Source organism: Rahnella sp. Larv3_ips (assembly GCF_003697865.1).
In the GTDB taxonomy this organism is placed as follows: Bacteria; Pseudomonadota; Gammaproteobacteria; order Enterobacterales; family Enterobacteriaceae; genus Rahnella; species Rahnella rivi.
In genome coordinates, this window is record NZ_MJIB01000004.1 from 1,278,581 (window position 1) to 1,304,985 (window position 26,405).

General features: G+C 52.9%; 23 protein-coding genes. 12 read left to right on the top strand and 11 right to left on the bottom strand.

What is annotated here, in order from left to right; genetic code table 11:
• Positions 1-118: 118 nt before the first annotated feature.
• Both ED901_RS08195 and ED901_RS08200 read right to left on the bottom strand, forming a co-directional pair.
• Positions 119-2,218, bottom strand: a complete 2,100-nt coding sequence (locus ED901_RS08195; protein WP_122095567.1) for a peptidase domain-containing ABC transporter — start codon at positions 2,216-2,218, stop codon at positions 119-121.
• Positions 2,205-3,491 (bottom strand): HlyD family secretion protein, encoded by a 1,287-nt coding sequence (locus tag ED901_RS08200; protein ID WP_122095568.1) that lies wholly within the window; start codon positions 3,489-3,491, stop codon positions 2,205-2,207. Before ED901_RS08200 ends, ED901_RS08195 begins: the two co-directional genes overlap by 14 nt.
• A 421-nt stretch (positions 3,492-3,912) precedes the next feature.
• On the opposite strand from ED901_RS08200, the gene ED901_RS08205 reads away from it, so the two are divergent.
• The gene (locus tag ED901_RS08205; protein ID WP_056781007.1) at positions 3,913-4,104 is read left to right on the top strand and encodes a hypothetical protein; all 192 of its coding nucleotides are present in this window, start codon (positions 3,913-3,915) and stop codon (positions 4,102-4,104) included.
• A 92-nt stretch (positions 4,105-4,196) separates the two neighbouring features.
• Here the strand turns inward: ED901_RS08205 and ED901_RS08210 are convergent, their stop codons facing one another.
• From ED901_RS08210 to pspA, 6 genes are all read right to left on the bottom strand, one after another.
• Positions 4,197-5,264 (bottom strand): YcjF family protein, encoded by a 1,068-nt coding sequence (locus tag ED901_RS08210; protein WP_122095569.1) that lies wholly within the window; start codon positions 5,262-5,264, stop codon positions 4,197-4,199.
• Entirely contained in the window at positions 5,261-6,658 is a 1,398-nt protein-coding gene (locus ED901_RS08215; protein WP_056773721.1) for a YcjX family protein, read from the bottom strand. The genes ED901_RS08210 and ED901_RS08215 overlap by 4 nt, the downstream gene beginning before the upstream one ends.
• Positions 6,633-6,884 (bottom strand): phage shock protein PspD, encoded by a 252-nt coding sequence (locus tag ED901_RS08220; RefSeq protein WP_056773717.1) that lies wholly within the window; start codon positions 6,882-6,884, stop codon positions 6,633-6,635. The genes ED901_RS08215 and ED901_RS08220 overlap by 26 nt, the downstream gene beginning before the upstream one ends.
• 71 nt (positions 6,885-6,955) lie before the next feature.
• On the bottom strand, positions 6,956-7,315 hold the full coding sequence (gene pspC / locus ED901_RS08225; protein ID WP_122095570.1) for an envelope stress response membrane protein PspC: 360 nt from the start codon (positions 7,313-7,315) through the stop codon (positions 6,956-6,958).
• On the bottom strand, positions 7,315-7,542 hold the full coding sequence (pspB, locus tag ED901_RS08230; protein ID WP_122095571.1) for an envelope stress response membrane protein PspB: 228 nt from the start codon (positions 7,540-7,542) through the stop codon (positions 7,315-7,317). Before pspB ends, pspC begins: the two co-directional genes overlap by 1 nt.
• 96 nt (positions 7,543-7,638) lie before the next feature.
• Entirely contained in the window at positions 7,639-8,310 is a 672-nt protein-coding gene (gene pspA, locus ED901_RS08235) for a phage shock protein PspA (RefSeq protein ID WP_056773707.1), read from the bottom strand.
• 233 nt (positions 8,311-8,543) lie between these two features.
• Here pspA and pspF point away from each other — a divergent pair, with 233 nt between their 5' ends.
• A complete protein-coding gene (pspF, locus tag ED901_RS08240) occupies positions 8,544-9,548 on the top strand; it encodes a phage shock protein operon transcriptional activator (protein WP_122095572.1) in 1,005 nt (334 codons plus the stop codon).
• A gap of 225 nt (positions 9,549-9,773) precedes the next feature.
• Here the strand turns inward: pspF and zigA are convergent, their stop codons facing one another.
• Positions 9,774-10,961: a zinc metallochaperone GTPase ZigA gene (zigA, locus tag ED901_RS08245; protein ID WP_122095573.1), complete on the bottom strand. Its 1,188-nt coding sequence runs from the start codon at positions 10,959-10,961 to the stop codon at positions 9,774-9,776.
• Positions 10,962-11,179: 218 nt separating this feature from the next.
• On the opposite strand from zigA, the gene sapA reads away from it, so the two are divergent.
• From sapA to ED901_RS08285, 8 genes are all read left to right on the top strand, one after another.
• Positions 11,180-12,844: an ABC transporter substrate-binding protein SapA gene (gene sapA / locus ED901_RS08250; RefSeq protein ID WP_122095574.1), complete on the top strand. Its 1,665-nt coding sequence runs from the start codon at positions 11,180-11,182 to the stop codon at positions 12,842-12,844.
• Positions 12,841-13,806: a putrescine export ABC transporter permease SapB gene (sapB, locus tag ED901_RS08255; RefSeq protein ID WP_056773694.1), complete on the top strand. Its 966-nt coding sequence runs from the start codon at positions 12,841-12,843 to the stop codon at positions 13,804-13,806. Before sapA ends, sapB begins: the two co-directional genes overlap by 4 nt.
• A complete protein-coding gene (gene sapC, locus ED901_RS08260; protein ID WP_122095575.1) occupies positions 13,793-14,683 on the top strand; it encodes a putrescine export ABC transporter permease SapC in 891 nt (296 codons plus the stop codon). Before sapB ends, sapC begins: the two co-directional genes overlap by 14 nt.
• Positions 14,683-15,675, top strand: coding sequence for a putrescine export ABC transporter ATP-binding protein SapD (gene sapD, locus ED901_RS08265; protein ID WP_056773685.1), 993 nt, complete (start codon positions 14,683-14,685; stop codon positions 15,673-15,675). Before sapC ends, sapD begins: the two co-directional genes overlap by 1 nt.
• Positions 15,675-16,490, top strand: a complete 816-nt coding sequence (sapF, locus tag ED901_RS08270; protein WP_056773684.1) for a putrescine export ABC transporter ATP-binding protein SapF — start codon at positions 15,675-15,677, stop codon at positions 16,488-16,490. The genes sapD and sapF overlap by 1 nt, the downstream gene beginning before the upstream one ends.
• Positions 16,491-16,711: 221 nt before the next feature.
• Complete coding sequence (locus tag ED901_RS08275) at positions 16,712-17,914, top strand: peroxidase-related enzyme (protein ID WP_056773681.1); 1,203 nt, start codon at positions 16,712-16,714, stop codon at positions 17,912-17,914.
• A 587-nt stretch (positions 17,915-18,501) separates the two neighbouring features.
• The gene (dtpA, locus tag ED901_RS08280; protein WP_122095576.1) at positions 18,502-20,013 is read left to right on the top strand and encodes a dipeptide/tripeptide permease DtpA; all 1,512 of its coding nucleotides are present in this window, start codon (positions 18,502-18,504) and stop codon (positions 20,011-20,013) included.
• Positions 20,014-20,144: 131 nt separating this feature from the next.
• Positions 20,145-20,702 carry a serine acetyltransferase gene (locus tag ED901_RS08285; protein ID WP_122095577.1) on the top strand — a complete coding sequence of 186 codons (558 nt, stop codon included), beginning with the start codon at positions 20,145-20,147 and terminating at the stop codon, positions 20,700-20,702.
• 13 nt (positions 20,703-20,715) lie between these two features.
• Here the strand turns inward: ED901_RS08285 and ED901_RS08290 are convergent, their stop codons facing one another.
• The gene (locus ED901_RS08290) at positions 20,716-22,611 is read right to left on the bottom strand and encodes a diguanylate cyclase domain-containing protein (RefSeq protein WP_122095578.1); all 1,896 of its coding nucleotides are present in this window, start codon (positions 22,609-22,611) and stop codon (positions 20,716-20,718) included.
• 164 nt (positions 22,612-22,775) lie between these two features.
• Positions 22,776-23,807: an AraC family transcriptional regulator gene (locus ED901_RS08295; RefSeq protein ID WP_056773665.1), complete on the bottom strand. Its 1,032-nt coding sequence runs from the start codon at positions 23,805-23,807 to the stop codon at positions 22,776-22,778.
• A gap of 171 nt (positions 23,808-23,978) precedes the next feature.
• Between ED901_RS08295 and ED901_RS08300 the strand changes: the two genes are divergently transcribed.
• Both ED901_RS08300 and ED901_RS08305 read left to right on the top strand, forming a co-directional pair.
• Positions 23,979-24,248, top strand: coding sequence for a hypothetical protein (locus tag ED901_RS08300; protein ID WP_056773662.1), 270 nt, complete (start codon positions 23,979-23,981; stop codon positions 24,246-24,248).
• 370 nt (positions 24,249-24,618) lie between these two features.
• Complete coding sequence (locus tag ED901_RS08305) at positions 24,619-26,292, top strand: bifunctional diguanylate cyclase/phosphodiesterase (protein ID WP_056773659.1); 1,674 nt, start codon at positions 24,619-24,621, stop codon at positions 26,290-26,292.
• Positions 26,293-26,405 lie beyond the last annotated feature (113 nt).

Below are 26,405 nucleotides of genomic sequence, written 5' to 3' on the forward strand. Positions count from 1 at the left end.
ACGATGAAGCCCGCATTTTATAATAACTTTTAAACAAATGATGAACTTTCCGTGAGGAGATGTAACAGAGGCCGCATTTTTGGCAAGGCGATCCCGGATGAGGGATCGCCTGAACACACTAACCCAGCCTGATTTCGCGATCGGCGGAGGCAATGGTCGAAGGCCGGTGCGCGATAAATATTCGCGTGATATCCAGTTCGCTGATGGCCTGATTAATGCGCATTTCGTTGTCCAGATCCAGATGGCTGGTGGCCTCATCGAGGAACAGAATGGCCGGACGGCGGTAAAGCGCACGGGCGATCAGCACACGCTGTTTCTGACCGCCGGACAGGCTGCCGCCCAACTCGCTTATCAGCGTTTCATAGCCCATCGGCATGCGTTCAATATCATCATGGATATTGCAACGGCGGGCGCAATCGATGATGCGCGCCTCGTCTTTCTGCTCGTCAAAACTGGCGATGTTCTCGGCGATGGATCCGGCGAACAGCGTATCATCCTGTAACACACAGGCGATGCAGCTGCGGTAATTGTTCAGACCGGCGGTGGTGATGTCCATGCCGTTGATCAGAATGCGGCCTTCGGTTGGCGTCAGTAAACCGGTCATGATTTTCATCAGCGTGGTTTTGCCCTGCCCGGACGGCCCGGTTATCGCCACACTCTCCCCCGCTGCCACCGACAGATTCAGCCCGTTAATCAGCGGCGCGGTCAGGCCATCGTACTGAAACACCAGATCGCGCACATCCAGCGACGCCGCCTCGCCCGCCCGTAACAACTCACGCTCCGGCAGCGATTTTTCGGTGTCGGTCAGCGCGATATCCGCGATGCGGTCACGGTGCAGCGACAGCATTTTCAGCTGTAACATCATATTCAGCAGATTGGCCGCACGTTCTGAAAACTGCCCGCGATAGGTGTTGAACGCCACAAACATGCCGAGCGTCATGTGGCCGTCGATCACTTGCGTGGCGCCCAGCCACAGCAGCGCCACCTGATCCAGCGTGGCAATCAGCGTATTACCGCCGGTAAACATCATTTCAAACTTGGTTTTACGCACCGTCGCATTGGCGTTATCAATGTTCAGATTCAGCCAGAAATTGGCGCGCGCTTTCGATAAACCGAGCGCTTTCAGCGTGCTGATGCCGTAGAGCGTTTCCATAAAATGCGAACCGGCGCGCGCGCCTTTGACGATTTGTTCCTCTGATACCTGACGATACGCGTTGTACGTTGCCAGACGGAAAATGACGTAAACCGCCGTGAAGCCGAGGATCACCCAAATCAGCCAGCCGCCGTACAACACCATCATCACTATCAGCCCCACCGACATAATGCCGTCGATAATACTGTTCACCACGTTGGTGGTCAGCGTGGTACGCAGCGTGTCGAGCGAGGTAAAGCGAGACTGAATGTCGCCGAGTTTGCGCTTCTCAAAATAGTCGAGCGGCAGTTTCATCAGATGATCGAACAGCCGCGCTTTCCACTGCACGTCAATCAGCGTGCTCATCACCAGCGAAGTCCAGGCGCGCAGCATGCTGACGCCGGTGCGGAAAATGATAAAGAACAGCAGGCCGAGGCAAATCAGCGTCAGTAAATCCGGGTCTTTCGCCGGGATCACGTGGTCCATCACCAGCTGCATCCCCACCGGCAGCAGCAGATTGACGGATTCAATCATCAGCGACAGGCAGAAGATTTTGGTCAACGCCGGAATAAGCCCGCTGACGTTACCCATCATTTTGCGCAGGTTAAGACGCACACGTGGTTTTTCAGAGGTAAAACCATTGTCCGGCCACAGCTCGAGCGCCACGCCGGTGAAATGCTCGGAAACTTCGCGCAGCCCCAGTGAACGGCGGCCAAACGCGGGATCGTGAATAATCACCTTGCCCTGTTTAACACCGACCAGTACCACAAAATGGTTGAGATCCCAGTGTAAAATACAGGGCGTTTTCAGCGCGTTAAGTTCGTCGATGTCCAGCTTCAGCGCGCGGGATTTCATCTCATTCGCCGCCGCGATATCCATCAGCGTGCGCAGCGTCGCACCGCGTGACGAAATGCCGTGGCGCTGGCGCAGACTCTGTAAATCAACGTGTTTGCCGTGATAACCAAACACCATCGCCAGACTCGCCAGCCCGCACTCGGCGGCTTCAGTCTGGATAATCTGCGGCACACGCTGGCGCCAGCTAAAGTGCAGGCGGTCAGCCAGCTCCCGTACATTATCGAGATTCATTGATCGGCCCCACCACGCTTTTCTTCATGCTGTAATACGGAGACAACATCCACTGATATAGCGGCCTTTTCTCCAGGAATAATGTTGATTCGGCTTTCATGCCGCTGGATAAATTCAGCGTCTCGCCGTGCCAGTCCATCGCTTTTTTATCCAGTGACACAATCACTTTGTAATACGGCCCGCTGACCGTGCCGCTGGCGTTTCGCGGCGCGCTGGCGTAGGAATTCAGTTCCTGCTCCGAAACCGGCGCAGAGGAGATCGATTCCACCTTGCCGGGGAACTGGCCATATTTTTCAAACGGATAGGCTTCGTAACGAATATTGATGTGCTCGCCCGCTTTCACGTAAGGCACGCTTTCATTGGGCAACCAGGCAACGAGAAAGAACGGGGAATTGCTGGCAGGTACCAGCTGCGCGAGGCTGTCCCCGGCATTGACCATCTGGCCAGGCGTGACGCTCAGCGAGGAGATTTTGCCGGAGGTTGGCGCCGTGATCAGCAACGAACCTCTGGCATCGGCCTGCGCCAGCTGACGTTCAAGATCATTACGCTGATAGCCGTACTGCGAAATCTGGTTATCGAACTCGGCGGCGCGCGTCACCAGTTCGCTGCGCAGATTGGTGATTTGCAACGCTTCCTGAATCGCCTGGGTGTTCAGGCTCTGGAATGACGTTTGTTGCTGATAAAACAGATAGCGCTGATTATTCAGCTGATCGGTATTGATAAGCCCCTTCTTCTGATACGCGCCGTAGTTCTGCATGCTTTTCTTCATCGCATCCAGTCCTTCCTGCGCGGAATCCACCATGCTTTGTGAAACCTGATGGGCCTTCTCATATTGCTCTAACTGCTGTTGCAGGTTTTGCAGCGTTTCCTGCTTATTGCGTTGAAGTTGCGCGACGATGGCATCAATTTGCTCACGCTGTTTTTTAATCGCGGCGAGTGTGGTGGTGCTCACGTTGCCCGCCTGCGTCACCCGGCTGACGTCAATTTCATACAGCGGCTGGCCTTTTTTAACCGGTTTACCGGTATCAACATACAGCTCAGTGATCACGCCCTGCTCGGGGCTGAATAAGTTAATGCTGTGCGGCTGGGTGATAATTTCACCACTGACATTAATCCGTCGGGTGTAATTAGTGAAGATTAGGAATATGAGTAAGGAAATAAGAAAAACAGCGGTCAGTGATGTCACAATCCATAGGGGCCAGCCGGCGAGTAATAACGCTTTACCCGTCCAGTGATTTTGCTGATGTTCATTGACCTCTTTGCGAAAGAGCATATTTATTGTTCCGGAAAAACAGGCTGTAAAAACAGAATCTTTGAAAGATAGCAGCCCGAAAACCTCCTGCCACCGCGATTACTCTGAAACATCGCTGGCCGGTATTTCCGTATGGAGACAGTCACGCGGTAATATTAATTTACTTTCTGTAGTAAAAATAATATCTCGCAGTCACCCGGTTATTTTTTACACGCCAAATGAATAAATCAGATAAGCTTAAGTATTAATTCACATTAAAAACATATAGTTAAACTTAAAATTCGACTTAGGAGATTATTCCTAGTCAAATTCTTCTCCGGGTGCTCTAGGCTTAATCCCTGTGAAGACATTGCGTAGAAATTATCTCCATAGCATTACTCAATGTTTTCATCGCCCCCGGAATATCGGGGACTGGCTTTAACAGATAAAAGGATGACCTAAGATGAAACAATTAACAGAACGTGATATTGAAATGGTTAATGGTGCGGGTTGGTCGGAAGATGTGAATAAAGTGGCCGACCGCTTGTCAAACTTTGGTCAGGACGCGGTAAGTGATACCGGTAATGCGGTGAACAAAGCGTATTCACAAATTTCCGACGGTCTTGCTAAAGCACAGAACTATCTGACAACCTAGTTTACAGTCTTTAAAGGTTTATCAGAGTTATACCAGCCCCCATTTATTTGGGGGCTTTTTTTGTCGCAGATTTACTTATGACAAAATAAACGTCAGACACCCGCCCTGGTTTTATCGCTCTTCACCATGCTGTTTTTCAGCTTGCCGATGAGCTCACGGCGGAAATCGCCGAGTTTGGGTTTATCCCCTTCCAGCCAAGGCAGCGGGCGGCAGAGCTCCATGGTTTTGATGCCCAGACGCGCGGTCAGCAATCCGGCACCGATACCTTGCGCCGCACGGGCAGACAGACGCGCCGCCAGGTCCTGTGACATCCAGTCCATCCCCACTTCGCGCACCAGTTCGGACGCCCCGGCGAAGGCCATATTCAGCAGCACCAGACGGAATAAACGGATGCGGCTGTAATAACCCAGTTCGATGCCGTACAGCACGGCGATGCGGTTGACCAGACGCAGGTTGCGCCAGGCGATAAACGCCATATCCACCAGCGCCAGCGGGCTGACGGCGATCATCAGCGCCGATTCCGCCGCTGAATGGCTGATCTCACGTCGCGCCTGCGCATCGAGCACCGGCTGAACTAACCGCGCGTAAAGCTCGACCACTTCACGGTCATTCTGGGTTTCATGCAGCGACGCCTGCCAGCGTTGTAATGCCGGATGGCTGTTATCGAGCCCCGCCTGCGCCGCCAGCTTTTCGCAGAAAGCCCGCCCCTGCCCCAGTCCGTGACTGTGCATTAACTCACGAGCCTTATCGCGCTCGTCGGCACGCTGCCGCAGGCGGTATAAGCGCCGCCATTCGGTGGCGATTGAGCCGACACCCGCGAGGATAATCAGCCCGCCTGCCGTGCAGGCACCGAGTGCCACCCAATCCTGTTGGATCCAGGCCTGATGTACCCATTGAACGCCCTGCGCCACCACGCTGATGCCCAGCACCGCCACGCCCAGACGCACCAGTTTACTCCACACGCTGCGGCGCGGTTTGAGTGCGCGGCTGAGTACCGCTTCGGCCTCGCCCTCTTCCTGTTGTTCATCCGTTTCGGTGGTGACCGGAATGAAGCGCTCTGAAGCGAATTCGTCAAATGCCAGCGCCGGTTTGATCACCGGTTCGGCCGGGGCTTTTAATTCCGTTTCAAAATCGATACGCGGTTTTAAAGGTTCGCTCATCGCATTTTATCTCCCAGTAAAAACTCCATCACCGCATCCAGACGAATGTGCGGCAACGGCTGATCCACGCTCATTTCCCGCGGACGAAACTCGTCAAAATGGAAACCTTGTTTTTGCCAGAACGCGTGCCCTGGCAGGCGCGCCGGGACTTCGCCGGGGAACACGGTCAGCGGCGCGCCGTCCTGCAAACGGTGACCTTTCAGCGCAGGCAAACTTTGCCCCTGATATTCCACCAGGCCGGTTTCCGTCGCCTGAACAGAAGCCAGTCCGGCGCAATCCATGCTGATGCCTTCAAACGCCGCGTTCTGCCACGCTTCCTGCACCAGTTGCTGTAACAGCGACACCAGATTGGCGTGCTGATCGCCGGTGATGTGATCGGCTTTGGTGGCGGCGAACATCAGTTTGTCGATGCAGGGATTAAACAGGCGGCGGAACAGCGTGCGTTTACCGTAGTGGAAACTTTGCATCAGCTGAGTCAGCGCGAGGCGCATGTCATTGAACGCCTGCGGCCCGCTGTTGAGCGGTTGCAGGCAATCGACCAGCACAATCTGGCGGTCAAATTTCACAAAGTGATCTTTATAGAAGCCTTTCACGATGTGCTGACAGTAGTAGTCGAACCGCGCGCGCAGCATGCCGAGATTGCTGTTTTTATCTGCCTGCGCCAGTTGCGCGTCAGAATAGCGGTTCAGTTCAGGCCACGGGAAAAATTGCAGTGCGGGCGCACCGGCCATATCGCCCGGCAGAACAAAACGCCCCGGCTGGATAAAGTGCAAACCTTCGGTTTTGCAGCGCACCAGATAGTCGGTATACGCCTGTGCAATTGCGCCCAGCAGATTTTCATCCGCCGGCGCCAGCGGATCGCATTGTTCGCACAGTGTCAGCCACGGCTTCGCCCATTCTGCGCGATCGCCCTGTAACAGCCCCGCCATCTGGCGCGACCAGTCGAGATACTGTTGCTCGAGCATCGGTAAATCCAGCAGCCATTCGCCGGGATAATCGACAATTTCCAGATATAACGTGGAGGTATCTTTGAAGTGACGCAGCAGGGAATCGTTGGAGCGGTAACGCAGTGCGAGGCGGATTTCGCTGACGCCACGGGTTGGCGTTGGCCACGCAGGCGGCGTGCCGAAAAGCGACGCCAGCCCTTCATCATAGGCAAAGCGCGAGACGCCCAGATCCCGCTGGGGTACGCGTTTCACGCCCAGCAGTCGCTCCTCGCGGGCAGCCGAAAACAGCGGTAAACGTGCGCCGCTGTGCATGTGTAAAAGCTGGTTAACGAAGGCGGTAATAAATGCGGTTTTTCCGCTGCGGCTTAAACCGGTGACGGCCAGCCGCAGATGCCTGTCCATGCCGCGATTGATCAGTGAATTAAACTCGTTTTGTAGTCTTTTCATTGCTCTCCCTGGCGTAGCGCCCAAACAGCGCGGTCAAAATACGTTTGAATAACGGTTCTAATAATAGTGCTAAAACGTAACGAACGGGTCCTTTTGCTACCACGCCCAGCACGCGCGCCGCCAGCCCGGCAGGGCCAAAAGTCAGCGCCAGCGTCACGATCACGCCGAAAATTTTCTTCAACAGGCTGCTTTTACCCGGCAGCGAGGAATGCAGATAACGGGTCATAAAGATTCCTTAAGCGGGGACGTGAAAAGGAGGTGGCAACCGGCGCGACGTCCGGCGGCCAGAAGCGTTCTTTACAGCTGACGGAAACGGCTGCGTACGCCGAAGGTTTCCGAGGTGACGTAGCGTTCAACCTGACGCAAACGCTGTTCGCTGGCTTTCAGTTCACGATCGGCCTCCTGCAGCAACGTCCGTGGCGAGGGTGCCGCTTCACCGTCGAACTCACTGGCGGGTACCGGATCCAGCACGTAACTGAGAATGATGTAAGCCACCACGGTGAACATAAACAGGCCGAAGAAAATCGACAGCACCGCCATGATCCGCAGCAGTTTTACCGGTACGCCCAGGTAGTGTGCCAGACCGGCAAGGACGCCTTTTATCACGCCCTCTTCCGGTACGCGGTAGAGTTTTCGTTCTGATATTCGGCTCGTCATTATGATTGCCTCCAGCCCGGATGTTCGGAATCCAGAATTTCTTCCAGCGCCTGAATACGTTCACGCATGCGCTGCGCATCTTGCGTAAGGCTGGAGAGATTTTGTATCTCATGCTGACTGAGCTGAGTGCCATTTTGCTGGCGATTGCTGTAGTGAAGCCACAACCACACGGGCGCCACGAATAAAACGAAAATGGTCAGCGGAATAGCTAAAAACAGGAAGCTCATTGTCTCTCCTTATGAGTCTTTTTTGTGCCGGTTAAGGCGTTTGTCCTGCAGTGTGAACCCGCCCGCAGGCAGGTTAATCAACGGTGCAATGCGCAATTATGCGTCCTGGCTACCGTTCATTTTAGCTTTCAGGGCAGCGATCTGTGCGCTGATTTCATCGTCGGCTTTCAGTTCGGCGAATTCCTGATCCAGCGATTTCTTTTTGCCAATACCGACCGTTTCAGCCTCGGCTTCCATGTGATCGATGCGGCGTTCAAACTGCTCAAAACGCGCCATCGCTTCATCAATTTTACCGCTGTCCAGCTGACGGCGAACGTCACGGGAAGATGACGCGGCCTGATGACGCAAAGTCAGCGCCTGCTGACGGGCACGGGTTTCGGTCAGTTTGCTTTCCAGCTCGCCAATTTCTGACTTCATGCGATCCAGCGTTTCTTCCACGACGGTCACTTCGTTTTTCAGCACAATGACCAGGTCGGAGAGTTTCTGTTTTTCAATCAGCGCAGCACGCGCCAGATCGTCTTTTCCTTTACGCAGCGCCAGCTCGGCTTTGTCCTGCCATTCGGCCTGCTGAGACTCGCCCTGATCGATGCGGCGGATCAGCTGTTTCTTTTCTGCCAGCGCACGGGCGGAGGTCGAACGTAACTCAACCAGCGTGTCTTCCATTTCCTGAATCATCAGACGAACCAGTTTTTGCGGATCTTCTGCTTTATCCAGCAGCGTGTTGATGTTGGCGTTAATGATGTCAGCGAAGCGAGAAAAAATACCCATAATCGAAATTCCTCTTTGATTCTGTTTGGTTTCCGGCCAAATGATTACCGGTCAAATCCGCAGGAAATTTTTCAGCTGCGGCGATAAACCTATATCAGGATCCGTGCCAACTTTTTAAAATTTTTATCTTCATGAATAAATTGAATTTTTTAATGACGACTCTGCTATGCTTATTTTTCAAGATGATGATTTTCACTAAGTGTTAGTGTGTTTCACCACGCAAGGAAGACCAAATGACGGATAACACAGACAATTTACTTGGCGAAGCCAACTCCTTCATCGAAGTGCTGGAACAGGTGTCACAACTGGCAAAGCTGAACAAACCGGTTCTGGTCACCGGCGAACGCGGCAGCGGTAAAGAACTGATCGCGCATCGTCTGCATTATCTGTCCCCGCGCTGGCAGGGGCCATTCATTTCTCTTAACTGTGCGGCACTGAATGAAAACCTGCTGGATTCCGAGTTGTTCGGCCACGAGGCTGGGGCATTTACCGGCGCGCAGAAACGCCATCTGGGCCGCTTTGAGCGCGCCGACGGCGGAACGCTGTTCCTCGATGAGCTGGCGACCGCGCCGATGCTGGTGCAGGAAAAACTGCTGCGCGTGATTGAATACGGTCATCTGGAGCGCGTCGGCGGCAGCCAGCCGTTGCAGGTGGATGTGCGGCTGGTGTGCGCAACGAATGATGATTTACCCGCGCTGGCTGAAGCAGGAAAATTCCGCGCCGACCTGCTCGACCGTCTGGCTTTCGACGTGGTTCAGTTGCCGCCCCTGCGTGAGCGCCAGCAGGACATCATGTTACTGGCCGAACATTTCGCCATTCAGATGTGCCGCGAACTTTCACTGCCGTTGTTTCCCGGTTTCACTGAACATGCGCATGACACGCTGATGCGTTATCGCTGGCCGGGAAATATCCGGGAGCTTAAAAACGTCGTCGAACGCTCGATGTACCGCCACGGCACCAGCGAGTTTCCGCTCGACAACATCATTCTCAATCCTTTCGCACAACGCACCGCGGCGGAAAAGCCGGAGACGCCCGCTGATAACCCGGCGCTGCCGGCCTTACCGCTGGATTTAAAACAATGGGTGACCGGTCAGGAAAAAAATCTGATCGAGCAGGCACTGCGGCAGGCACGTTTCAACCAGCGCAAGGCGGCTGAATTACTGAACGTGACTTATCATCAGTTACGCGGCATGTTGAAGAAGCATGGAATACAGGTAAATACGCAGGAAAGTGACTGAATTTTAGACAAAAAAAAGCCAGCACCCGAGCTGGCTAAGTCATTCTGGAAGCAATGTGAGCAATGTCGTACCTCGCGATTAACGCCCCTGGCGGGACACCTCTCGTCCGGTGAAAAGAATGATAATGGTTATCAGTATCGTCTGTAAAGCACTTTGTTGAGAATTTTTCTCATTACCACAACGTCATTATGGCTACTTATTGAACAACCTTAGCCTCCTTAAGGATTACCATTCGGGGAACGGATCGGCCATTGCCATCCAGTTATCGATGCCCTCTGCCATCTGTTCTTCACTTAACAGGCACGCATCCAGCTGGCGGATAATCTCCGCCTTATCGAGATGCTGACCAATAAACACCAGTTCCTGGCGCATGTCGCCGAACGGTTCCACCCATTTATCCATGATCTGTTCACGCGTTTCCTCATCCTGCGGCCAGTCGCTTTCCGGCAGGGCGCGCCAGAAAATACCCGCCATGCCGTAGTGGGCAATCCCCCCCGCCTGACTCCACTGCCCGGCGAATCGTGGCCGCGTCGCCAGCCAGAAAAAACCTTTTGAACGCAGCAGATTGCCACCGCCCCAGTCGCCGTGCACCACGCGGTAAAACTTATCCGGATCAAACGGCCTGCGGGCGCTGTAAACAAAGCTGCTGATGCCATATTCCTCAGTCTCCGGCGTGTGCTCGCCACGCAGCTCTTTCAGCCAGCCGGGTGCCCGCTGCGCTTTGGCGAAATCAAAACGCCCCGTATTCAGCACGCTTTCCAGCGGCAGACTGCCTGGCGAAATCGGAAGTATGTGCGCGTCAGGATTGAGGCTTTTCAGCAACGCGATGACTTCCCGCTGCTGCTGACTGTCGAGCATGTCGGTTTTACTCACCAGCAGAACGTCGCAAAACTCTATCTGGTCGATCAGCAAATCGGTCACGCTGCGGTTATCCTCCTCACCCAGACTTTCGCCTGCCTCCTGCACGCTGCGCGCTTCCTGATATTGCTGCATAAAATTGACGCCATCGACCAAGGTGACCAGCGTATCCAGCCGGGCAAAATGCGACAAACTTTCGCCGTTTTCATCTTCAAAAGTGAAGGTTTCCGCTACCGGCAGCGGCTCCGAGATACCGCTCGACTCAATCAGCAGATAGTCAAACCGCCCCGCCTGCGCCAGTTCACGCACCGAAATCAGCAGATCTTCGCGCAGCGTGCAGCAGATGCAGCCATTGCTCATTTCCACCAGTTTTTCCTGCTGGCGGTCGAGGGTAATTTCGTTGGCGACCAGCGCGGCATCGATATTCACTTCGCTCATGTCATTGACGATCACCGCCACGCGCATGCCCTGCCGGTTATTAAGAATGTGATTAAGTACGGTGGTTTTGCCCGCGCCAAGAAAACCGGACAGCACGGTAACGGGAAGTAAGGACATCGTTAACCTCTTATCGAAGGAGAGTGCAGGAATACTTCGCCTGCGATTATTGTTATATTATAACATAACAATATCAGTCCAACTTCAAGGGTTTTATTTTTATCCGCATAAAATTTGCGCGATGTGCCGCAGGAATACGCGGTGTTTCGCGCAATGGATTGGGGTACCTCGCAGAGTACGGTACACTTAAGGCATTGCACCTTAACTTTGAAGCCTTTATGCGTCGTCTAACCTTGTGGATGCTTTTACTGAGCGGTTTGTCCACAGCAGTGTTTGCTGAGACTGCCCCAACACCCGCCAGCGCGCCGGTCGTCACTGCGCCGGTGAAAGATATTCGCCAGAGTGGCTTTGTCTATTGTGTCAACGGCATGATCAATACGTTTAACCCGCAGAAAGCCAGCAGCGGGCTGATCATTGATACGCTCGCAGCACAATTGTATGACCGCCTGCTGGATGTTGACCCCTACACCTATCGTCTTATCCCTGAGCTGGCGCAGAGCTGGGAAGTTCTTGATGGCGGCGCGACCTACCGCTTCCATCTGCGTAAAGACGTGCCTTTCCAGCAGACAGGCTGGTTCGCGCCTTCGCGCAAAATGAATGCCGATGACGTGGTCTTCAGCTTCCAGCGCATCATTGATCCAAACAATCACTATCACGGCGTCAACGGTGAAGATTATCCCTACTTCGACAGCCTGCAATTCGCCAAAACCATCAAAAGCATCAAAAAAATTGACGACTCAACGGTTGAGTTTCGCCTGAACAATCCGGACGCCTCTTTCCTCTGGCATCTGGCGACGCACTACGCGCCGGTGCTGTCTGCAGAATATGCCGCCAGCCTGCAAAAAGCAGGCAATGAAGAAGAGATCGACCGCCAGCCGGTGGGCACCGGTCCGTTCCAGCTCGGTGAATACCGGACCGGACAGTACGTGCGTCTGATGCGTAACGGGCAATACTGGAAAGGTAAACCGCGCATGGCGCAGGTGGTGATCGATATGGGCGTTGGCGGCACCGGGCGTTTATCTAAACTCCTGACCGGTGAATGCGACGTGCTGGCCTATCCTGCCGCCAGCCAGTTGTCGATTCTGCGTGAAGATCCGCGTTTGCGCCTGTCGCTGCGCCCCGGTATGAACGTGGCGTATCTGGCCTTCAATACGAATAAAGCACCGCTTAACGATCCGCGGATCCGCCAGGCGGTTGCGTTATCTATTAACAATCAACGCCTGATGCAGTCGATCTATTACGGCACAGCCGAAACCGCTGCCTCTATTTTGCCGCGCGCGTCGTGGGCGTATGACAGCAACGCACAGGTAACGGAATACAATCCGAAGAAAGCGCAGAAAATCCTCAAAGATTTAGGGCAGGAAAAGCTTACCCTGCATTTATGGGTGCCGACCGCCTCGCAGTCGTTTAACCCGAGCCCGCTTAAAACCGCTGAACTGTTACAGGCAGACCTTGCACAGGTGGGGATTAGAGTGATCATCGTGCCGGTCGAGGGACGTTTTCAGGAAGCCAAGCTGATGGAGATGAATCACGATCTGACCCTGACCGGCTGGTCCACCGACAGTAATGACCCCGACAGTTTCTTCAGGCCGATGCTCAGCTGTGCGGCGATCCCTTCACAGACCAACTATGCTCACTGGTGTGACCCGGCGTTTGATGAACTGCTGCGTCAGGGCCTGCTTTCCCAGCAGCTTTCGCAACGCATTGAGTTTTATCAGCAGGCGCAAAAAATTCTTGAACAGCAACTGCCGGTGCTGCCGCTGGCCTCTTCCCTGCGCCTTCAGGCTTACCGTTATGACATCAAAGGGCTGGTTTTAAGCCCGTTCGGCAACTCGTCGTTTGCCGGTGTCTTTCGCGATGACGAAGGAAGGAAAGCACCATGATCATCTTCACGTTACGTCGCGTTCTTTTGCTGCTGGTTACGCTGTTTTTTCTCAGTCTGGTGGCCTTCAGCCTGAGCTATTTCACCCCAAACGCACCGCTGCGCGGGGCGTCATTGTGGGATGCCTACCATTTTTACTTCACCAGCTTATGCCAGCTGGACTTTGGCGTTTCCAGCATTAACGGTGAAAGCATCCGCTACCAGCTCAGAGCGGTGTTCCCGGCGACCATGGAACTATGTGTGCTGGCCTTTGCCCTGGCACTGCTGGTCGGCATTCCGTTCGGCATTCTCGCAGGCGTAATGCGCGGAAAATGGCCGGACATCGCGATCAGCAGTCTCGCCCTGCTCGGCTTCTCGATCCCCGTATTCTGGCTGGCCGTGTTGCTGATGCTGTTCTTCTCGCTACAACTTGGCTGGCTGCCGGTGTCCGGACGGCTGGATCTGTTGTATGAGTTGAAAACCGTCACCGGCCTGACGCTTATCGACGCCTGGCTGTCTGATTCTCCGTATCGTCATGAAATGATTGTCAGTGCCATTCGCCATATGGTTTTACCGATCGCCGCGCTGGCGGTGGCGCCCACCACTGAAGTGGTCCGTCTGATGCGGATTTCAACCGACGAGATCCTGACAAAAAACTATGTGAAAGCTGCCGCGACGCGGGGATTATCACGCTTCACGATTATCCGCCGCCATGTGCTGCACAATGCATTGCCGCCGATCATTCCCAAACTCGGTTTACAATTCTCCACCATGCTGACGCTGGCGATGATCACTGAAGTGGTCTTTAACTGGCCGGGCATCGGGCGCTGGCTGATTAACGCCATCCGCCAACAAGATTACGCGGCGATCTCCGCCGGCGTGATGGTGGTCGGATCGCTGGTCATTGTGGTTAACGTGTTCTCAGACATTCTGGGTGCGCTGATGAATCCATTGAAACATAAGGAATGGTATGCCCTTCGATAACGTATACCGCGAAAAACAGGTACCCAGCCCGTTGCGTCATACGTGGGGAATTTTCTATCGCGACACATTGTCGATGATTGGTTTCTACGGCGTTATCGGGTTGCTGTTCCTGTGTGTTTTCGGGCACTTTCTGGCTCCTTACGCGCTGGATCAGCAATTTTTAGGGTATCAGTTACTGCCGCCATCCTGGTCACGCTACGGCAATGTCTCTTTCTTCCTCGGCACAGATGATCTGGGGCGGGATTTATTGAGCCGCATCCTCACCGGGGCGGCACCGACCATCGGCGGTGCGCTGGTGATTACGCTGGCAGCCTCTCTGTGCGGCGTGATTATCGGTGTTCTGGCGGGGATCTCCCGCGGGCTGAAATCCGCCATTCTTAACCATATTCTCGACACGCTTTTATCCATTCCTTCTTTATTGCTGGCGATTGTTGTGGTGGCTTTTATCGGCCCTAAACTTGAGCACGCAATGCTGGCCGTCTGGCTGGCGTTGTTGCCGCGTATTTCCCGCACCATTTACAGCGCGGTGCATGATGAGCTGGAGAAAGAGTACGTTGTCGCCGTGCGCCTCGACGGTGCGTCGACCTGGCAAATTCTGCGTTACGCGGTGCTGCCCAACATTGTGGCCGTACTGGCGACCGAGTTTACCCGCGCGCTGTCGATGGCAATTCTGGATATCGCCGCGCTCGGTTTTCTCGATTTGGGCGCGCAGCTGCCTTCGCCGGAATGGGGTGCCATGCTCGGTGATTCGCTCGAACTGGTGTACGTCGCGCCGTGGACGGTGATGCTGCCGGGGGCCGCTATTCTTATCAGCGTATTGCTGATTAACCTGCTGGGTGACGGTGTGCGTCGGGCGATCAATGCGGGAGTGGAATAATGCCATTACTTGATATCCGCAATCTGACCATCGAATTTATGACCTCAGAAGGGCCGGTTAAAGCCGTCGACCGCGTCAGCATGACGCTCAGTGCCGGGGAAATCCGCGGCCTGGTCGGAGAATCGGGTTCCGGTAAAAGCCTGATCGCCAAAGCCATCTGTGGCGTGACCAAAGATAACTGGCGCGTAACGGCTGACCGCATGCGCTTTGACGATATCGATCTGTTGCAACTGACACCGCGCGAACGCCGCAAGCTGGTGGGACAGAACGTCTCGATGATTTTTCAGGAGCCGCAGTCCTGTCTGGACCCTTCCGAGAATATCGGACGCCAGCTGATTCAGGCTATCCCCGGCTGGACCTATAAAGGCCGCTGGTATCAGCGTTTTCGCTGGCGTAAATACCGGGCCATCGAGCTGCTGCATCGCGTCGGCATCAAAGATCATAAAGACATCATGGCCAGTTATCCTTATGAACTGACTGAGGGTGAATGCCAGAAAGTGATGATTGCCATTGCGCTGGCGAATCAGCCACGTTTGTTGATTGCCGATGAGCCGACCAATGCCATGGAGCCAACCACGCAGGCACAGATTTTTCGTCTGCTGGCGCGGCTGAATCAGAACAATAACACCACCATTTTGCTGATAAGCCATGACCTGCAAATGATGAGCAAATGGGCAAACCGCATTAACGTGCTTTACTGCGGGCAGACCGTCGAAAGCGCCACCTGCGAAGATCTGCTGGCCACGCCGCACCACCCCTATACGCAGGCGCTGATCCGCGCGATGCCTGACTTTGGTCGCTCGCTGCCCCACAAAAGTCGTCTGAATACCCTGCCCGGCGCGATCCCTTCGCTTGAGCATCTGCCCATCGGATGCCGTCTGGGGCCGCGCTGCCCTTATGCACAGAAAAAATGCATTGAAACTCCCCGTCTGCGCCTGGCGAAAACCCATGCTTATGCGTGCCACTTCCCGCTGAACATGGAGGAGCAATAATGGCCGAAACTTTCCTCGAAGTGCGTAACCTGAGCAAAACGTTCCGCTATCGCACCGGGCTGTTCAGAAAGATGAATCTTGAGGCGGTAAAACCTGTCAGCTTTACGCTGCGGGAAAAACAGACGCTGGCGATTATCGGTGAAAACGGCTCGGGTAAATCGACGCTGGCGAAAATGCTTTCCGGCATGGTGGAACCGAGCGGCGGTGAGATTCTGATTGACGATCATCCTCTGGCATTTCGTGACTACCGTTTTCGCAGCCAGCAAATCCGCATGATTTTTCAGGATCCGAGCACGTCACTCAATCCGCGTCAGCGCATCGGCCAGTTACTTGAAGCCCCGCTGCGCCTGAACAGCGAAATGGATGCTCAGCAACGGGAGCAGCGCATTAACCAGACGTTACGTCTGGTGGGGATGCTGCCAGACCACGCTAACTATTATCCGCATATGCTGGCCTCCGGGCAAAAGCAGAGCGTCGCCCTCGCCCGCGCGTTGATCCTGCAACCTAAAGTCATTGTGGCCGATGAAGCCCTGGCATCGCTGGATATGTCGATGCGATCGCAAGTCATCAACATGATGCTCGAATTACAGGAAAAACAGGGGATCTCGTATATCTACGTGACACAGCATCTCGGCATGATGAAACACATCAGCGATCAGGTGTTGGTGATGCATGAAGGGGAAGTGGTTGAGCGTGGTAATACCGCCGAAGTGCTGGCAGCACCGCTGCACGATCTCACAAAGAGACTGATTTCCAGCCACTTTGGTGAAGCGCTGACCGCCGACGCCTGGCGGCGTGACGGAAACGGACGTTGATAAATCTCATCAGGCGTGTTTGTGAAAAAACGGCGTCAGGTATCTGATGCCGTTTTTTTTAGCCATTGCGGTACAAATATTCGTCATAAATAGATTTAGCTGGCATTTCTGCGTTTATCTATTCCTTTTCGCTATGATTTATCGCTTAACATTATTTTATCTCGACACCAGGATAGGCAACGATAGGGTCTGTTAATTTGCCTGATGCAAAGGACCCGATCATGGAACAACAACGCAAGGCCGCACACAGCGGCTGGTATCACGAGACACAATGCAGCCAGCAGGGTTATCTGCCGCTCGATCCGCATGCTGCGTTGGCTCAGGATCGCTTCTTGCTTGGGCTGGATGCACAACTGGACCCTACGCTGCGCGCCTTGATCAACGAACGTCAGGGGCTGCTGAACGCCTCACGAGCGTGTTACGATGTGCTTTTTCCGCACAGCCTGCGCGTGTCGCGCACTGAAACGCTTTCTTTATATGACCGTCTGAGCAGTGCGCTCACCGTGGCCCAGGTCAGCGGCGTACAGCCACTTTGTAGCCATTACGCCGCCCGCCTCGCACCGCTCTCCAGCCCGGACGCCTCCCGTGAAAGTAACATCCGCCAGACTCACATCACCCAGTTCGCGCGATTACTTGCCACCCAGCCGACGTTAATCACCGCGCCAATGCTGAAACAGCTCAATGATATTGGCCTGAGCACGCAGGATATTGTCACCTTTACGCAACTGATCGGTTTTGTGAGTTATCAGGCGAGAGTACTGGCTATTTTAAACGGGTTACGTGGCCGCGCAGCTGCAGTATTGCCGGGTTTCCCTTCCCCTGAAGGTTGTGAGCAAAAGGGCTTTTCACTGGCGATGTTGCAATGGACATCACGGCTGCCGGAAGTCGCGCCTGAAAGCGCCAGCCAGCATCAGCAGGATGTGCTGGATCTGATTGCACCTGATGCGCGCTCCTCTTCGTTTTACACGCTGTTGGTTCACAATGCCGATGCACTGAGCGAATTCTCGGCGGTGTTCAATAACATCATGCAGGCGGGCGAGCGTCCGAAAGCAGCCTGGCGCGAACTGGCCGCTGTGGCTACGTCTGAGCTGAACGGGTGCCTGTACTGCGCGGGCATACACGGGCGTTTGTATCTGGAAGCCGAAGGCAAGCCGGAATTAATCGAACAGTTGTTTGAGGCGACTCACCGTGATGACATTGTGGATGCGGTGTCACAACAACAGGCCGGCAGTGCAGAAGCGGCATTGCTGGAAAGTGTCATTGCGCTTACCCGTACACCGGAACGTTTCGATGCGCGTCTGCTGCACGGTTTGTCTGACGCCGGTTATACCGCAACACAATCTCTGGATATATTGCTGACCACGGCGCTGTTCAGCTGGTCGAATCGACTGATTCAGACGCTTGGCGATACGCTGAGCAAATGATCGGCTAAATCACCCGCTTTCCTACTGATGCTTTATTCGTCAACTCCGGCAGGATTTACCCCTGCCTGAGACATCAAATGTAAACACCCTCGCCGTTTAACCTCCCTAAGTCGTACTAATCTTATTTTCAATCGGAAATTTAGTGTTAAAACGAGAAGTAGATCACATTACCCCTGTTGTCGTTTTAAACGCTGATTTTTGAACGCACTAAGAATGAATAAAATGCCACAAACCGCAAATTAACCGGGTTTATTCACTGTTTATTCACGATGAATGAGTGATTTAAACCATCATTGATATCGATGGAAAAATTAAACTTATATGCCTTTGAAGATGAATATTCATACAACATATTCGCGTTGCCTATTTCAAAAACATAAACGTTAATTCTGCATAACATTTCGAACACAGTTTAATCAGGTCGGATAAGTTATATGTAACGGAATATGTCAAACTCCTTGCCTCATTTACGTAGATAGTGAACATTACCTGCCGTCATCCCCATCTTATAACAATGCAAAGGGTGCTTATTTCGCGCCACTTATGCGTTTCCGCCATACGGCCGGAAGGAATAAACAGAGGTACGAGTGTCAACTGCAAACAAAACACCAAACAATGAAAGCGTGAGTCTGAACGCCTTCAAACAACCTAAAGCGTTTTATCTGATCTTCTCCATCGAACTGTGGGAACGTTTCGGTTACTACGGCCTGCAAGGGATCATGGCGGTTTACCTGGTCAAAATGCTTGGCCTGAGTGAAGCCGACTCCATTACCCTGTTCTCGTCATTCAGTGCGCTGGTCTACGGCTTCGTGGCCATCGGCGGCTGGTTGGGCGATAAAGTGCTCGGTTCAAAACGCGTGATCGTGCTGGGCGCGATTGTTCTGGCGTTAGGTTATTCATTCGTTGCCTATTCCGGCCACGAAGTTTTCTGGGTTTATCTGGGTATGGCGACCATCGCCGTCGGCAGCGGCTTGTTTAAAGCAAATCCATCCTCATTGCTTTCTACCTGCTATGCAAAAGATGACCCGCGTCTTGATGGCGCATTCACCATGTATTACATGTCAGTCAACATTGGTTCATTCTTCTCAATGCTGGCAACGCCTTGGCTGGCAGCCAAATACGGCTGGAGCGTGGCGTTCTCTCTGAGCGTGGTCGGGATGCTTATCACTATCGTGAACTTCCTTTTCTGCCGCAAATGGGTAAAACGTCAGGGTTCAAAACCGGATTTCGAACCTTTACAGTTCCAGAAACTGTTGATGGTGCTGGTGGGTGTTGTCGCGCTGGTGTTCATTTCAAGCTGGTTGCTGCATAACCAAACCATCGCACGTATGGTTCTGGGTGTGGTTTCTGTCGGCATCATCATTGTTTTTGCGAAAGAAACGTTCGCGATGAAAGGCATTGCACGCCGTAAAATGATCGTGGCTTTCCTGCTGATGATGGAAGCTGTGGTGTTCTTCGTGCTGTACAGCCAGATGCCAACGTCTCTGAACTTCTTTGCAATTCATAACGTCGGTCATGATCTGCTGGGTATCAGCTTCCAGCCTGAGCAGTTCCAGGCGCTGAACCCGTTCTGGATCATGGTTGCCAGCCCGCTGCTGGCTGCGGTTTACACCAAAGTCGGTGACCGTATGCCAATGCCGCACAAGTTTGCTATCGGTATGGTGCTGTGCTCCGGTGCGTTCCTGGTGCTGCCGTGGGGTGCGAGCCTGGCGAATGAAAACGGTATTGTGTCTGTTAACTGGCTGGTACTGAGCTACGCATTGCAGAGTATCGGTGAGCTGATGATTTCTGGCCTCGGTCTGGCCATGGTGGCACAGCTGGTTCCACAACGTCTGATGGGCTTCATCATGGGCGCATGGTTCCTGACGACCGCAGCCGCTGCGATTATTGCAGGCTACGTGGCTAACCTGACCGCCGTTCCTTCCGACATTCAGGATGCGCACGCTTCGCTGGCCATTTACAGCCATGTGTTCCTGCAGATTGGTATGGCGACCGCCGTCATTGCCGCGCTGATGCTGATCACCGCGTCTAAGCTGCACCGCATGACGCTGGATCGTGACACTGACGAAAAACAACCTGATTTGGCTTCTGCGCAATAATCACAGAAAGCGTTTGATGATGGTTACAGAGCGCCTCCTGTCGGGAGGCGTTTTTTTTGGTGCTAATTTAGCAAAGGTCTTCATTGTGTTAGGATTGTGTAAGTTTATTCCTGCGGACATGGCCCTTTCTGATGAGCAACCGTTACACCAAATATGAACGACTCACGCGCTGTTTAGCTGCTGATATCCTCAAAAACAAAAAGTCGTTCTCATGGCGACGCATCATCCTGCGATGCATTAAACAGCCTAAGCACAGATACATTTTTTGGTGGAGGATCGCGAGTTACTTATACTCAACCGACAGCCATTTTTGTAAAAGCCGTGCGCGGAAGATCAACTTCTCCCTCATCAAAAAATACAACATTGAAATTATGCTGGGTACGCAAATTGGTGAAGGGATCAGGCTGCCCCATTTCACAGGTATCGTGATTAATCCCTATTGCAACATAGGTAAAAATGTCCGCATCCGGCAAAATACGACGATTGGAATCAAAGATGATGTGGAGGGTGTGCTCCTGACCATTGGCGATAATGTCGATATTGGCGCGAACTGCTGCATCATTGGGAACGACATCACGATTGGTAATAATGTTGTGATTGGTGCGATGTCTTTTATCAATAAAAGCATTCCGGATGATGTCGTTTGCTATACCGAAAAAACCAATAAGATCATTGTCAGAACAGAGTAAATCGCGCTTTCAGTCAGCCCAGATAATAATGCCCTTTCCCGCCCTGCTTGGCGCGATACATGGCGGCATCTGCGCGTGCCATCAGCGTGTCGGGCATCATAGGCTGACGCGCACGCCCGATGGAGACACCGATGCTGGCAGACAATGCGACCGGCACGCCGGCGATTTTTTCGATGGTTGTGAGGGCGCTTATCAGCCCGAGACAGATGCGGCTGACATCATTTTCGCTGTTGCCCAGGTGGCTGAGTAAGACGGTGAATTCATCGCCCGCCAGTCGCGCGACGATATCCTGCGAACGCAAATGGGTTCGCAGGGTGTCTGCGAAAAACTTAAGCACCAGATCGCCAAATTCGTGCCCGTAGGTGTCGTTGTAAGCTTTAAAATTATCAATATCCAAAAAGAGCAATGCGATGTCTTTATCTGCTTTTTCTTGTTGTTTTGCGGCATACATCAGGGACTGCTGAAACGCCCGGCGGTTTGGCAGCCCGGTCAGTGAATCATGATTGGCCTCAAACTCCAGCTGCCCCTGAAGTTTTTTGATCTCAGTAATATCGGTGGAAAGGCCGTAGTAACCGTTACTGACATCGTCGCAGGGAATAAGCGTGGTATGCAGTATGCCCCCCATGCCAAACCCCGAATTATCCGGCAATTCGATCTCATAACTGACCGTCATGCCCTGCAAAACCTGCCTGATGTAGGGCTGAATGATCTGATAACTTGCGTAGCCCACCACATCACGCACCTGCCGACCTCTGACCTTCTCCTCCTCCACGCCATACCAGTTGGCATGAAAATGATTCACAAAGGTGTATTGCTCGCTGGCGTCCACGTGACAGATAAGCGCGGGGATATTATCGGTGATGGCGCGCAGACGATTTTTACTTTCGGTCAGTTCCCTTTCGCGCGTCAGGCGCCGGGCAATCTCCTGATGCAGCTGATCCATCGCGACCTGCAGTTCGACGGTGCGCGCAGCAACGCGGCGCTCAAGATCGCCCTGCAGGGAGTACAGTGCCTGTTCGATGTGTTTGCGTTCGGTTATGTCGCTGATGACCACGATATAGTGATGCGCTTCCCCCGCGGCATTGCGCACCAGCGACGCCGTCAGGGTGACCCAAAGGGTGCTGCCATTGGCACGTTGCAGGAGTTTTTCAACGCTGAAACTGTTGATTTCACCCGACAGTAATCGCGGGATAAGGATGTTTTCAGCGTAGACGTCGTCGGCGTGCGTTACGTCATGCAACAGACAGGCGCGCAGCTGAAACTCCGCATAGCCGAGCATGTTGCAGACCTGCGGATTAATGCGCAGCCAGCGCCAGTCGAGCGCGACGAGTGAGAATCCCACGGCAGCATGGGCAAATGTTTGCTCAAACAGGGCTTCGCTTTTTGCCAGATTATCTTCCACGGTCGCGGTGTACTGGCGGTTTTCGAGATGCAGAATGTAGCTTTGGACCAGCGCTGTCATATCCAGCAAAGTTTGCTGATCTTCATCACTCCACTCGCGGGGCTGGTCATCCAGCAGACAGAATGCGCCGAGTGCAACACCTTCTTTGGAATGCAGCGCGCATCCTGCATAAAACACAATGTGCGGGTCGCCGCAGACCAGGGGATTGTCGTGAAACCGCAGATCAAGCCGGGCATCTCTGACAATTAACGGCCCTGCTTCAAGAATGGTGTGACCGCAAAAAGAGGTGTCGCGCGGAGACTGATTAATATTGAGGCCAGTTTGGGAGAGAAACCACTGCCGGTCGGAATCAATCAGCGAGACTAAGACCGCCTTAGCCTGAAACTGCCGGGCCGCCATACGCGTAATGCGGTCTATCTCCTCGATCCTGGGCGTATCCAGTATGCCCAGTGACGCCAGTATCGTCAGACGCGCCTGTTCATCTACTGCCTGTTGAGGGACTAACATAATGGACTCTCAGTCATTACCGTTGGACATCTCAACAAGTCTACTGCGTTTGCCTCAAAATTCGGCGCTGATTCCGCCACGTGCAGGCAAAATCAGAATAGTGACAGAACATAAAAAATCTCATTTATTAACAACCTTTAAACATTAGTTGTTAAATCAATTCTTTAAAGGGAACTCACCCAATTGACGTGCGTCGCCCCCGGATGACCAGACTGCTCCGCATCGCGGCGGAATCGTTCGCGCATCTCAGACGGCGTTGCGCCGTAGAACTCATTGAAGTAGCGGCGAAGCACGCTGAGCTCCAGTCCGCACTGGCGGGCAATGGCCGCCAGACTCTGATCTGACATCGACGAAGTGCGTAACAAACGCTTCGCCAGCAACACCCGCCGGCTGCGAATAAACTGAGCGATGCCGCCGAGGGGTTCGAACAACCGGTATAGCCCGGAACGGGAAATAGCAAAGTGTTTGCACAAGGCATCAATGCCGATAGGCTTGCTCAGGTGTTTTTCAATATGCAGACAAATACGCTCGAGGCGTGCGCTTTGCTCGAAGGGATGTTCCACCTTTTTCCCGGCAATAAGATGCAAGGTTTGCAGAAACACCGAGGCAGCACCTTCACCCGTGCTCAGCACTTCCTGCTCGGTCATCTGGTCAAATACCTGCACCATGGTGGCAAAATGGTTGCGCAAAATTATGTTCACCGGAGATGAGGCCGGCACCCTCTTACCGTGCAGCGAGGCAATATCGACATTAAAATGCAGGCTGTGTTTGGGCATAATGATGTACTGATAAGTGCCCAGACGCGGTTTGACGTCTCCCGGATAGACGTGGATTTGTATCGGCTGCGACATATCCTGAATCAGGATATCGCCCTGTGCCAGTTGAAAACGTTCACCGAAGCACAGGCAATCCATACCGCCGATAATCACAATAAAAATCACGATATGATCGGGCATGGAGAACAGGTTTCCGTACTGGCGGTTGATATCGTGCTCACTCACCGTCAGAACGCCGCCAATCACGCGGCCAAAGTTATACCCGGTAACGCCCCAGTCAAACTCTTCCCGGTTCTTATCGGGCAGTTCCAGTTTGAAACCCGCACTCGACATTCCGTCTTCCCATTCATAAAAACGGGTTTCGAAATCCTGATAAATGTTGGCACCATCAACAATCTTTCGTGAAGACGAATCGCTCATTTTCGCACCGGAAATTAAGATAATTCCTAAAAGATACTCTACGCGATACCGGGAGATCAATCTCTGTACAAAAATAACGGGGAGGAAAAGAGATCGCCAATTTGTTATTCTTAACAGACGCTTTGTCACTCCCCGCCTCCCTTAACTCAAACGACTCACCAGGAACAGCCGATGGAAAAACGTAAAGTCCTGGATGAAGGACGTCAGTTAAAACGCATGAATGCCGAAACCCGGCGTCAGTCTCATATGCATAAATGGTTTGCGATTGTGGCAGCGCTCGACTGCGTGCTGGTCATTTTTTACGATCAGGATATGCGTAATATTGTCTTCTCGGCGGGGGTATGCATCGTTTGTACCGTACTGTGGTTAAAAGGCCGTAAACAGTCTCGCGGTTACCGGCGTGAGTGGGACAAAAAATTCGGTACGAAGAAACATCTGTAGTTAAGACCTGAAGTTTAACGTCGGTCGCCTGATTTCTTTACCGTCATCATTCCTGCCTTACGGGTGAATATGCCTTCTCCTGATAAAGAAAATCCTAATTTGTATTTTATTCAGCGCTCAGCACGATTGTGTGCAGGGGAAATCCCGTTTTCGTCCTGAAAAAAACGCGCTGACGGCAGTTGAACGTTATTCACCCGAATAAAATGTCGAATACTTTACTTAGCACATGATAACCAATTGAATTTTAAAATTTAAAAACAACCATAATATTCTCATCCAATTGTGAGTAATAATTGCAAAAACCTGATGAGCTTATTGCCTGACCTACGGGGCCACATCACTTACATTTTCTGCTCGGGGTAGTTAACTCATGCTTACTGATATTGCGATATGCCAGGCGGTTCTTGATGCCCTTCCCGAAGCCACGGTATTAAAAGATGATTCGCGCAAGCTGGTCTTTCTTAATCAAAAAGCGAGCGAATTTTATGGTCGCCCCAGGGAAGAGTTGATCGGTGAAGACGTGTCCTTTTTTACCGACCCGGAGCAGGCTGCGCGCCAGCGCGAACGTGATATCGACGTGCTGGCAACCGGTGAGAAAACTGTTCATGAAGAAACGCTTATAGACCCGGCGGGCAAGCGACGAAATGTTCTGGTGCGTAAATCCCGCGTCACGCTTGAAGAGCGGCAATATATTCTGACGTCGATCATGGATATTTCTTTGCTGCGAAACTCCGAAGCGCAGATCCGCTATCTGGCCCGTCACGATGTATTAACCGGCCTGCCCAACCGCACGGCGTTAAATGAAGAACTCAGCCAGATCGCCGCGCAGAGAATGTATCGTCCGGAAACTTACGCCCTTTTTCTGCTTAACCTGAATGATTTTAATTACATCAACGATACCTACGGTTATCAGGCAGGCGACGCTATTTTGTGTGAATTCGGTCAGCGTTTGCGCAATGAAGTCGGAACAACTGGCATTGTTTCGCGTATCGGGGGGGATGAATTTTCTATTATTCTGCGCGACAGCCCGACAAATGAAATGACGCAAAATCTGGCGCTCGAAATATTGGTCATGATGCGCCAGCCATTTGCTCTGACGCGGGCCAATCCTTTGATCACCCTGTCGTTTGGAATAGTCATGTTTGGCGCCGAGAATATTACCGCCGGTGAGATCATGCGCCGTGGAAATACCGCGCTGCTGGAAGCCAAACAACGGGGTAAAAATGTCTTTTCTTATTATTCCGAATTACTTGATGCCAGCACGGTCAGCAAACGCATTATGGTGAAAGCGCTGGCAGAATCCCTCTCACGGGAAGGGGATCTGTCCTGCGTTTATCAGCCGATTTTGCGCAGCCTCGATGAGAAAGTGGTGTGCGTGGAAGCACTGGCCAGATGGAACCACGGCGTGCTGGGGGCCGTCTCCCCGGTGCAATTTATCGCGCTGGCCGAAGAGACAGGCCTGGTGATTCAGCTCGGTGACATTGTTCTTCGCCAGGCATGTCGCGACATCAAGCCACTGGACAAGCTCAATCTGGCCATTAACGTCTCTGCTGTACAGCTCGGTGAACCCGACTTCGGCGCGCGGCTTTTGGCTTTGCTGAAGGAAGAGGATTTTCCGCCGTCGCGGCTTGAACTCGAACTGACCGAAACGTCGGTGATGAATGCGAACGCCACCAGCCTCAGCCATCTGATGGAACTGCGTAAGCTTGGGGTCAAAATTTCTCTGGATGATTTTGGTACAGGTTATTCAAGTCTGAGTTTGCTGAAAGATATATCGGTAGACAGCGTGAAAATTGACCGTTCGTTTGTGCAGTACGTCACAGAAGTGAACGATACTGCCGCCATCGTGACCGCCGTCTCCCAGCTGGGTAATAAAATGCATCTCAACGTCATCGCCGAAGGCGTTGAAAATCAGTTGCAGAAATCCTTTTTAGTTTCAGCAGGTTGTTCACATCTCCAGGGGTATTTATTCTCCCGTCCTGTTTCGGTTGAGGTGTTACGAAACCTCCTGGGCGCCGAAATGGATATTTTAGCCAGCTCCTGAGGCGGCTCTCATAAGCGCCATAGATAACTCAAAACACCTTATTAATTCATTCAATTGGCACTGGCCCCTGTTTTACTGACATGATCCGTGGCTGATAAATAACGCCGTTTAAG

Coding starts and splice junctions, on each gene's coding strand:
- ED901_RS08305 (WP_056773659.1), top strand. CDS start 24,619: ATGCTTACTGATATTGCGATATGCCAGGCGGTTCTTGATGCCCTTCCC.
- pspA (WP_056773707.1), bottom strand. CDS start 8,310: ATGGGTATTTTTTCTCGCTTCGCTGACATCATTAACGCCAACATCAAC.
- zigA (WP_122095573.1), bottom strand. CDS start 10,961: ATGTCCTTACTTCCCGTTACCGTGCTGTCCGGTTTTCTTGGCGCGGGC.
- pspB (WP_122095571.1), bottom strand. CDS start 7,542: ATGAGCTTCCTGTTTTTAGCTATTCCGCTGACCATTTTCGTTTTATTC.
- ED901_RS08220 (WP_056773717.1), bottom strand. CDS start 6,884: ATGACCCGTTATCTGCATTCCTCGCTGCCGGGTAAAAGCAGCCTGTTG.
- sapD (WP_056773685.1), top strand. CDS start 14,683: ATGCCATTACTTGATATCCGCAATCTGACCATCGAATTTATGACCTCA.
- sapA (WP_122095574.1), top strand. CDS start 11,180: ATGCGTCGTCTAACCTTGTGGATGCTTTTACTGAGCGGTTTGTCCACA.
- ED901_RS08215 (WP_056773721.1), bottom strand. CDS start 6,658: ATGAAAAGACTACAAAACGAGTTTAATTCACTGATCAATCGCGGCATG.
- ED901_RS08300 (WP_056773662.1), top strand. CDS start 23,979: ATGGAAAAACGTAAAGTCCTGGATGAAGGACGTCAGTTAAAACGCATG.
- sapC (WP_122095575.1), top strand. CDS start 13,793: ATGCCCTTCGATAACGTATACCGCGAAAAACAGGTACCCAGCCCGTTG.
- ED901_RS08275 (WP_056773681.1), top strand. CDS start 16,712: ATGGAACAACAACGCAAGGCCGCACACAGCGGCTGGTATCACGAGACA.
- ED901_RS08290 (WP_122095578.1), bottom strand. CDS start 22,611: ATGTTAGTCCCTCAACAGGCAGTAGATGAACAGGCGCGTCTGACGATA.
- ED901_RS08210 (WP_122095569.1), bottom strand. CDS start 5,264: ATGAGCGAACCTTTAAAACCGCGTATCGATTTTGAAACGGAATTAAAA.
- sapF (WP_056773684.1), top strand. CDS start 15,675: ATGGCCGAAACTTTCCTCGAAGTGCGTAACCTGAGCAAAACGTTCCGC.
- pspC (WP_122095570.1), bottom strand. CDS start 7,315: ATGACGAGCCGAATATCAGAACGAAAACTCTACCGCGTACCGGAAGAG.
- ED901_RS08200 (WP_122095568.1), bottom strand. CDS start 3,491: ATGCTCTTTCGCAAAGAGGTCAATGAACATCAGCAAAATCACTGGACG.
- ED901_RS08295 (WP_056773665.1), bottom strand. CDS start 23,807: ATGAGCGATTCGTCTTCACGAAAGATTGTTGATGGTGCCAACATTTAT.
- sapB (WP_056773694.1), top strand. CDS start 12,841: ATGATCATCTTCACGTTACGTCGCGTTCTTTTGCTGCTGGTTACGCTG.
- ED901_RS08205 (WP_056781007.1), top strand. CDS start 3,913: ATGAAACAATTAACAGAACGTGATATTGAAATGGTTAATGGTGCGGGT.
- ED901_RS08285 (WP_122095577.1), top strand. CDS start 20,145: ATGAGCAACCGTTACACCAAATATGAACGACTCACGCGCTGTTTAGCT.
- pspF (WP_122095572.1), top strand. CDS start 8,544: ATGACGGATAACACAGACAATTTACTTGGCGAAGCCAACTCCTTCATC.
- ED901_RS08195 (WP_122095567.1), bottom strand. CDS start 2,218: ATGAATCTCGATAATGTACGGGAGCTGGCTGACCGCCTGCACTTTAGC.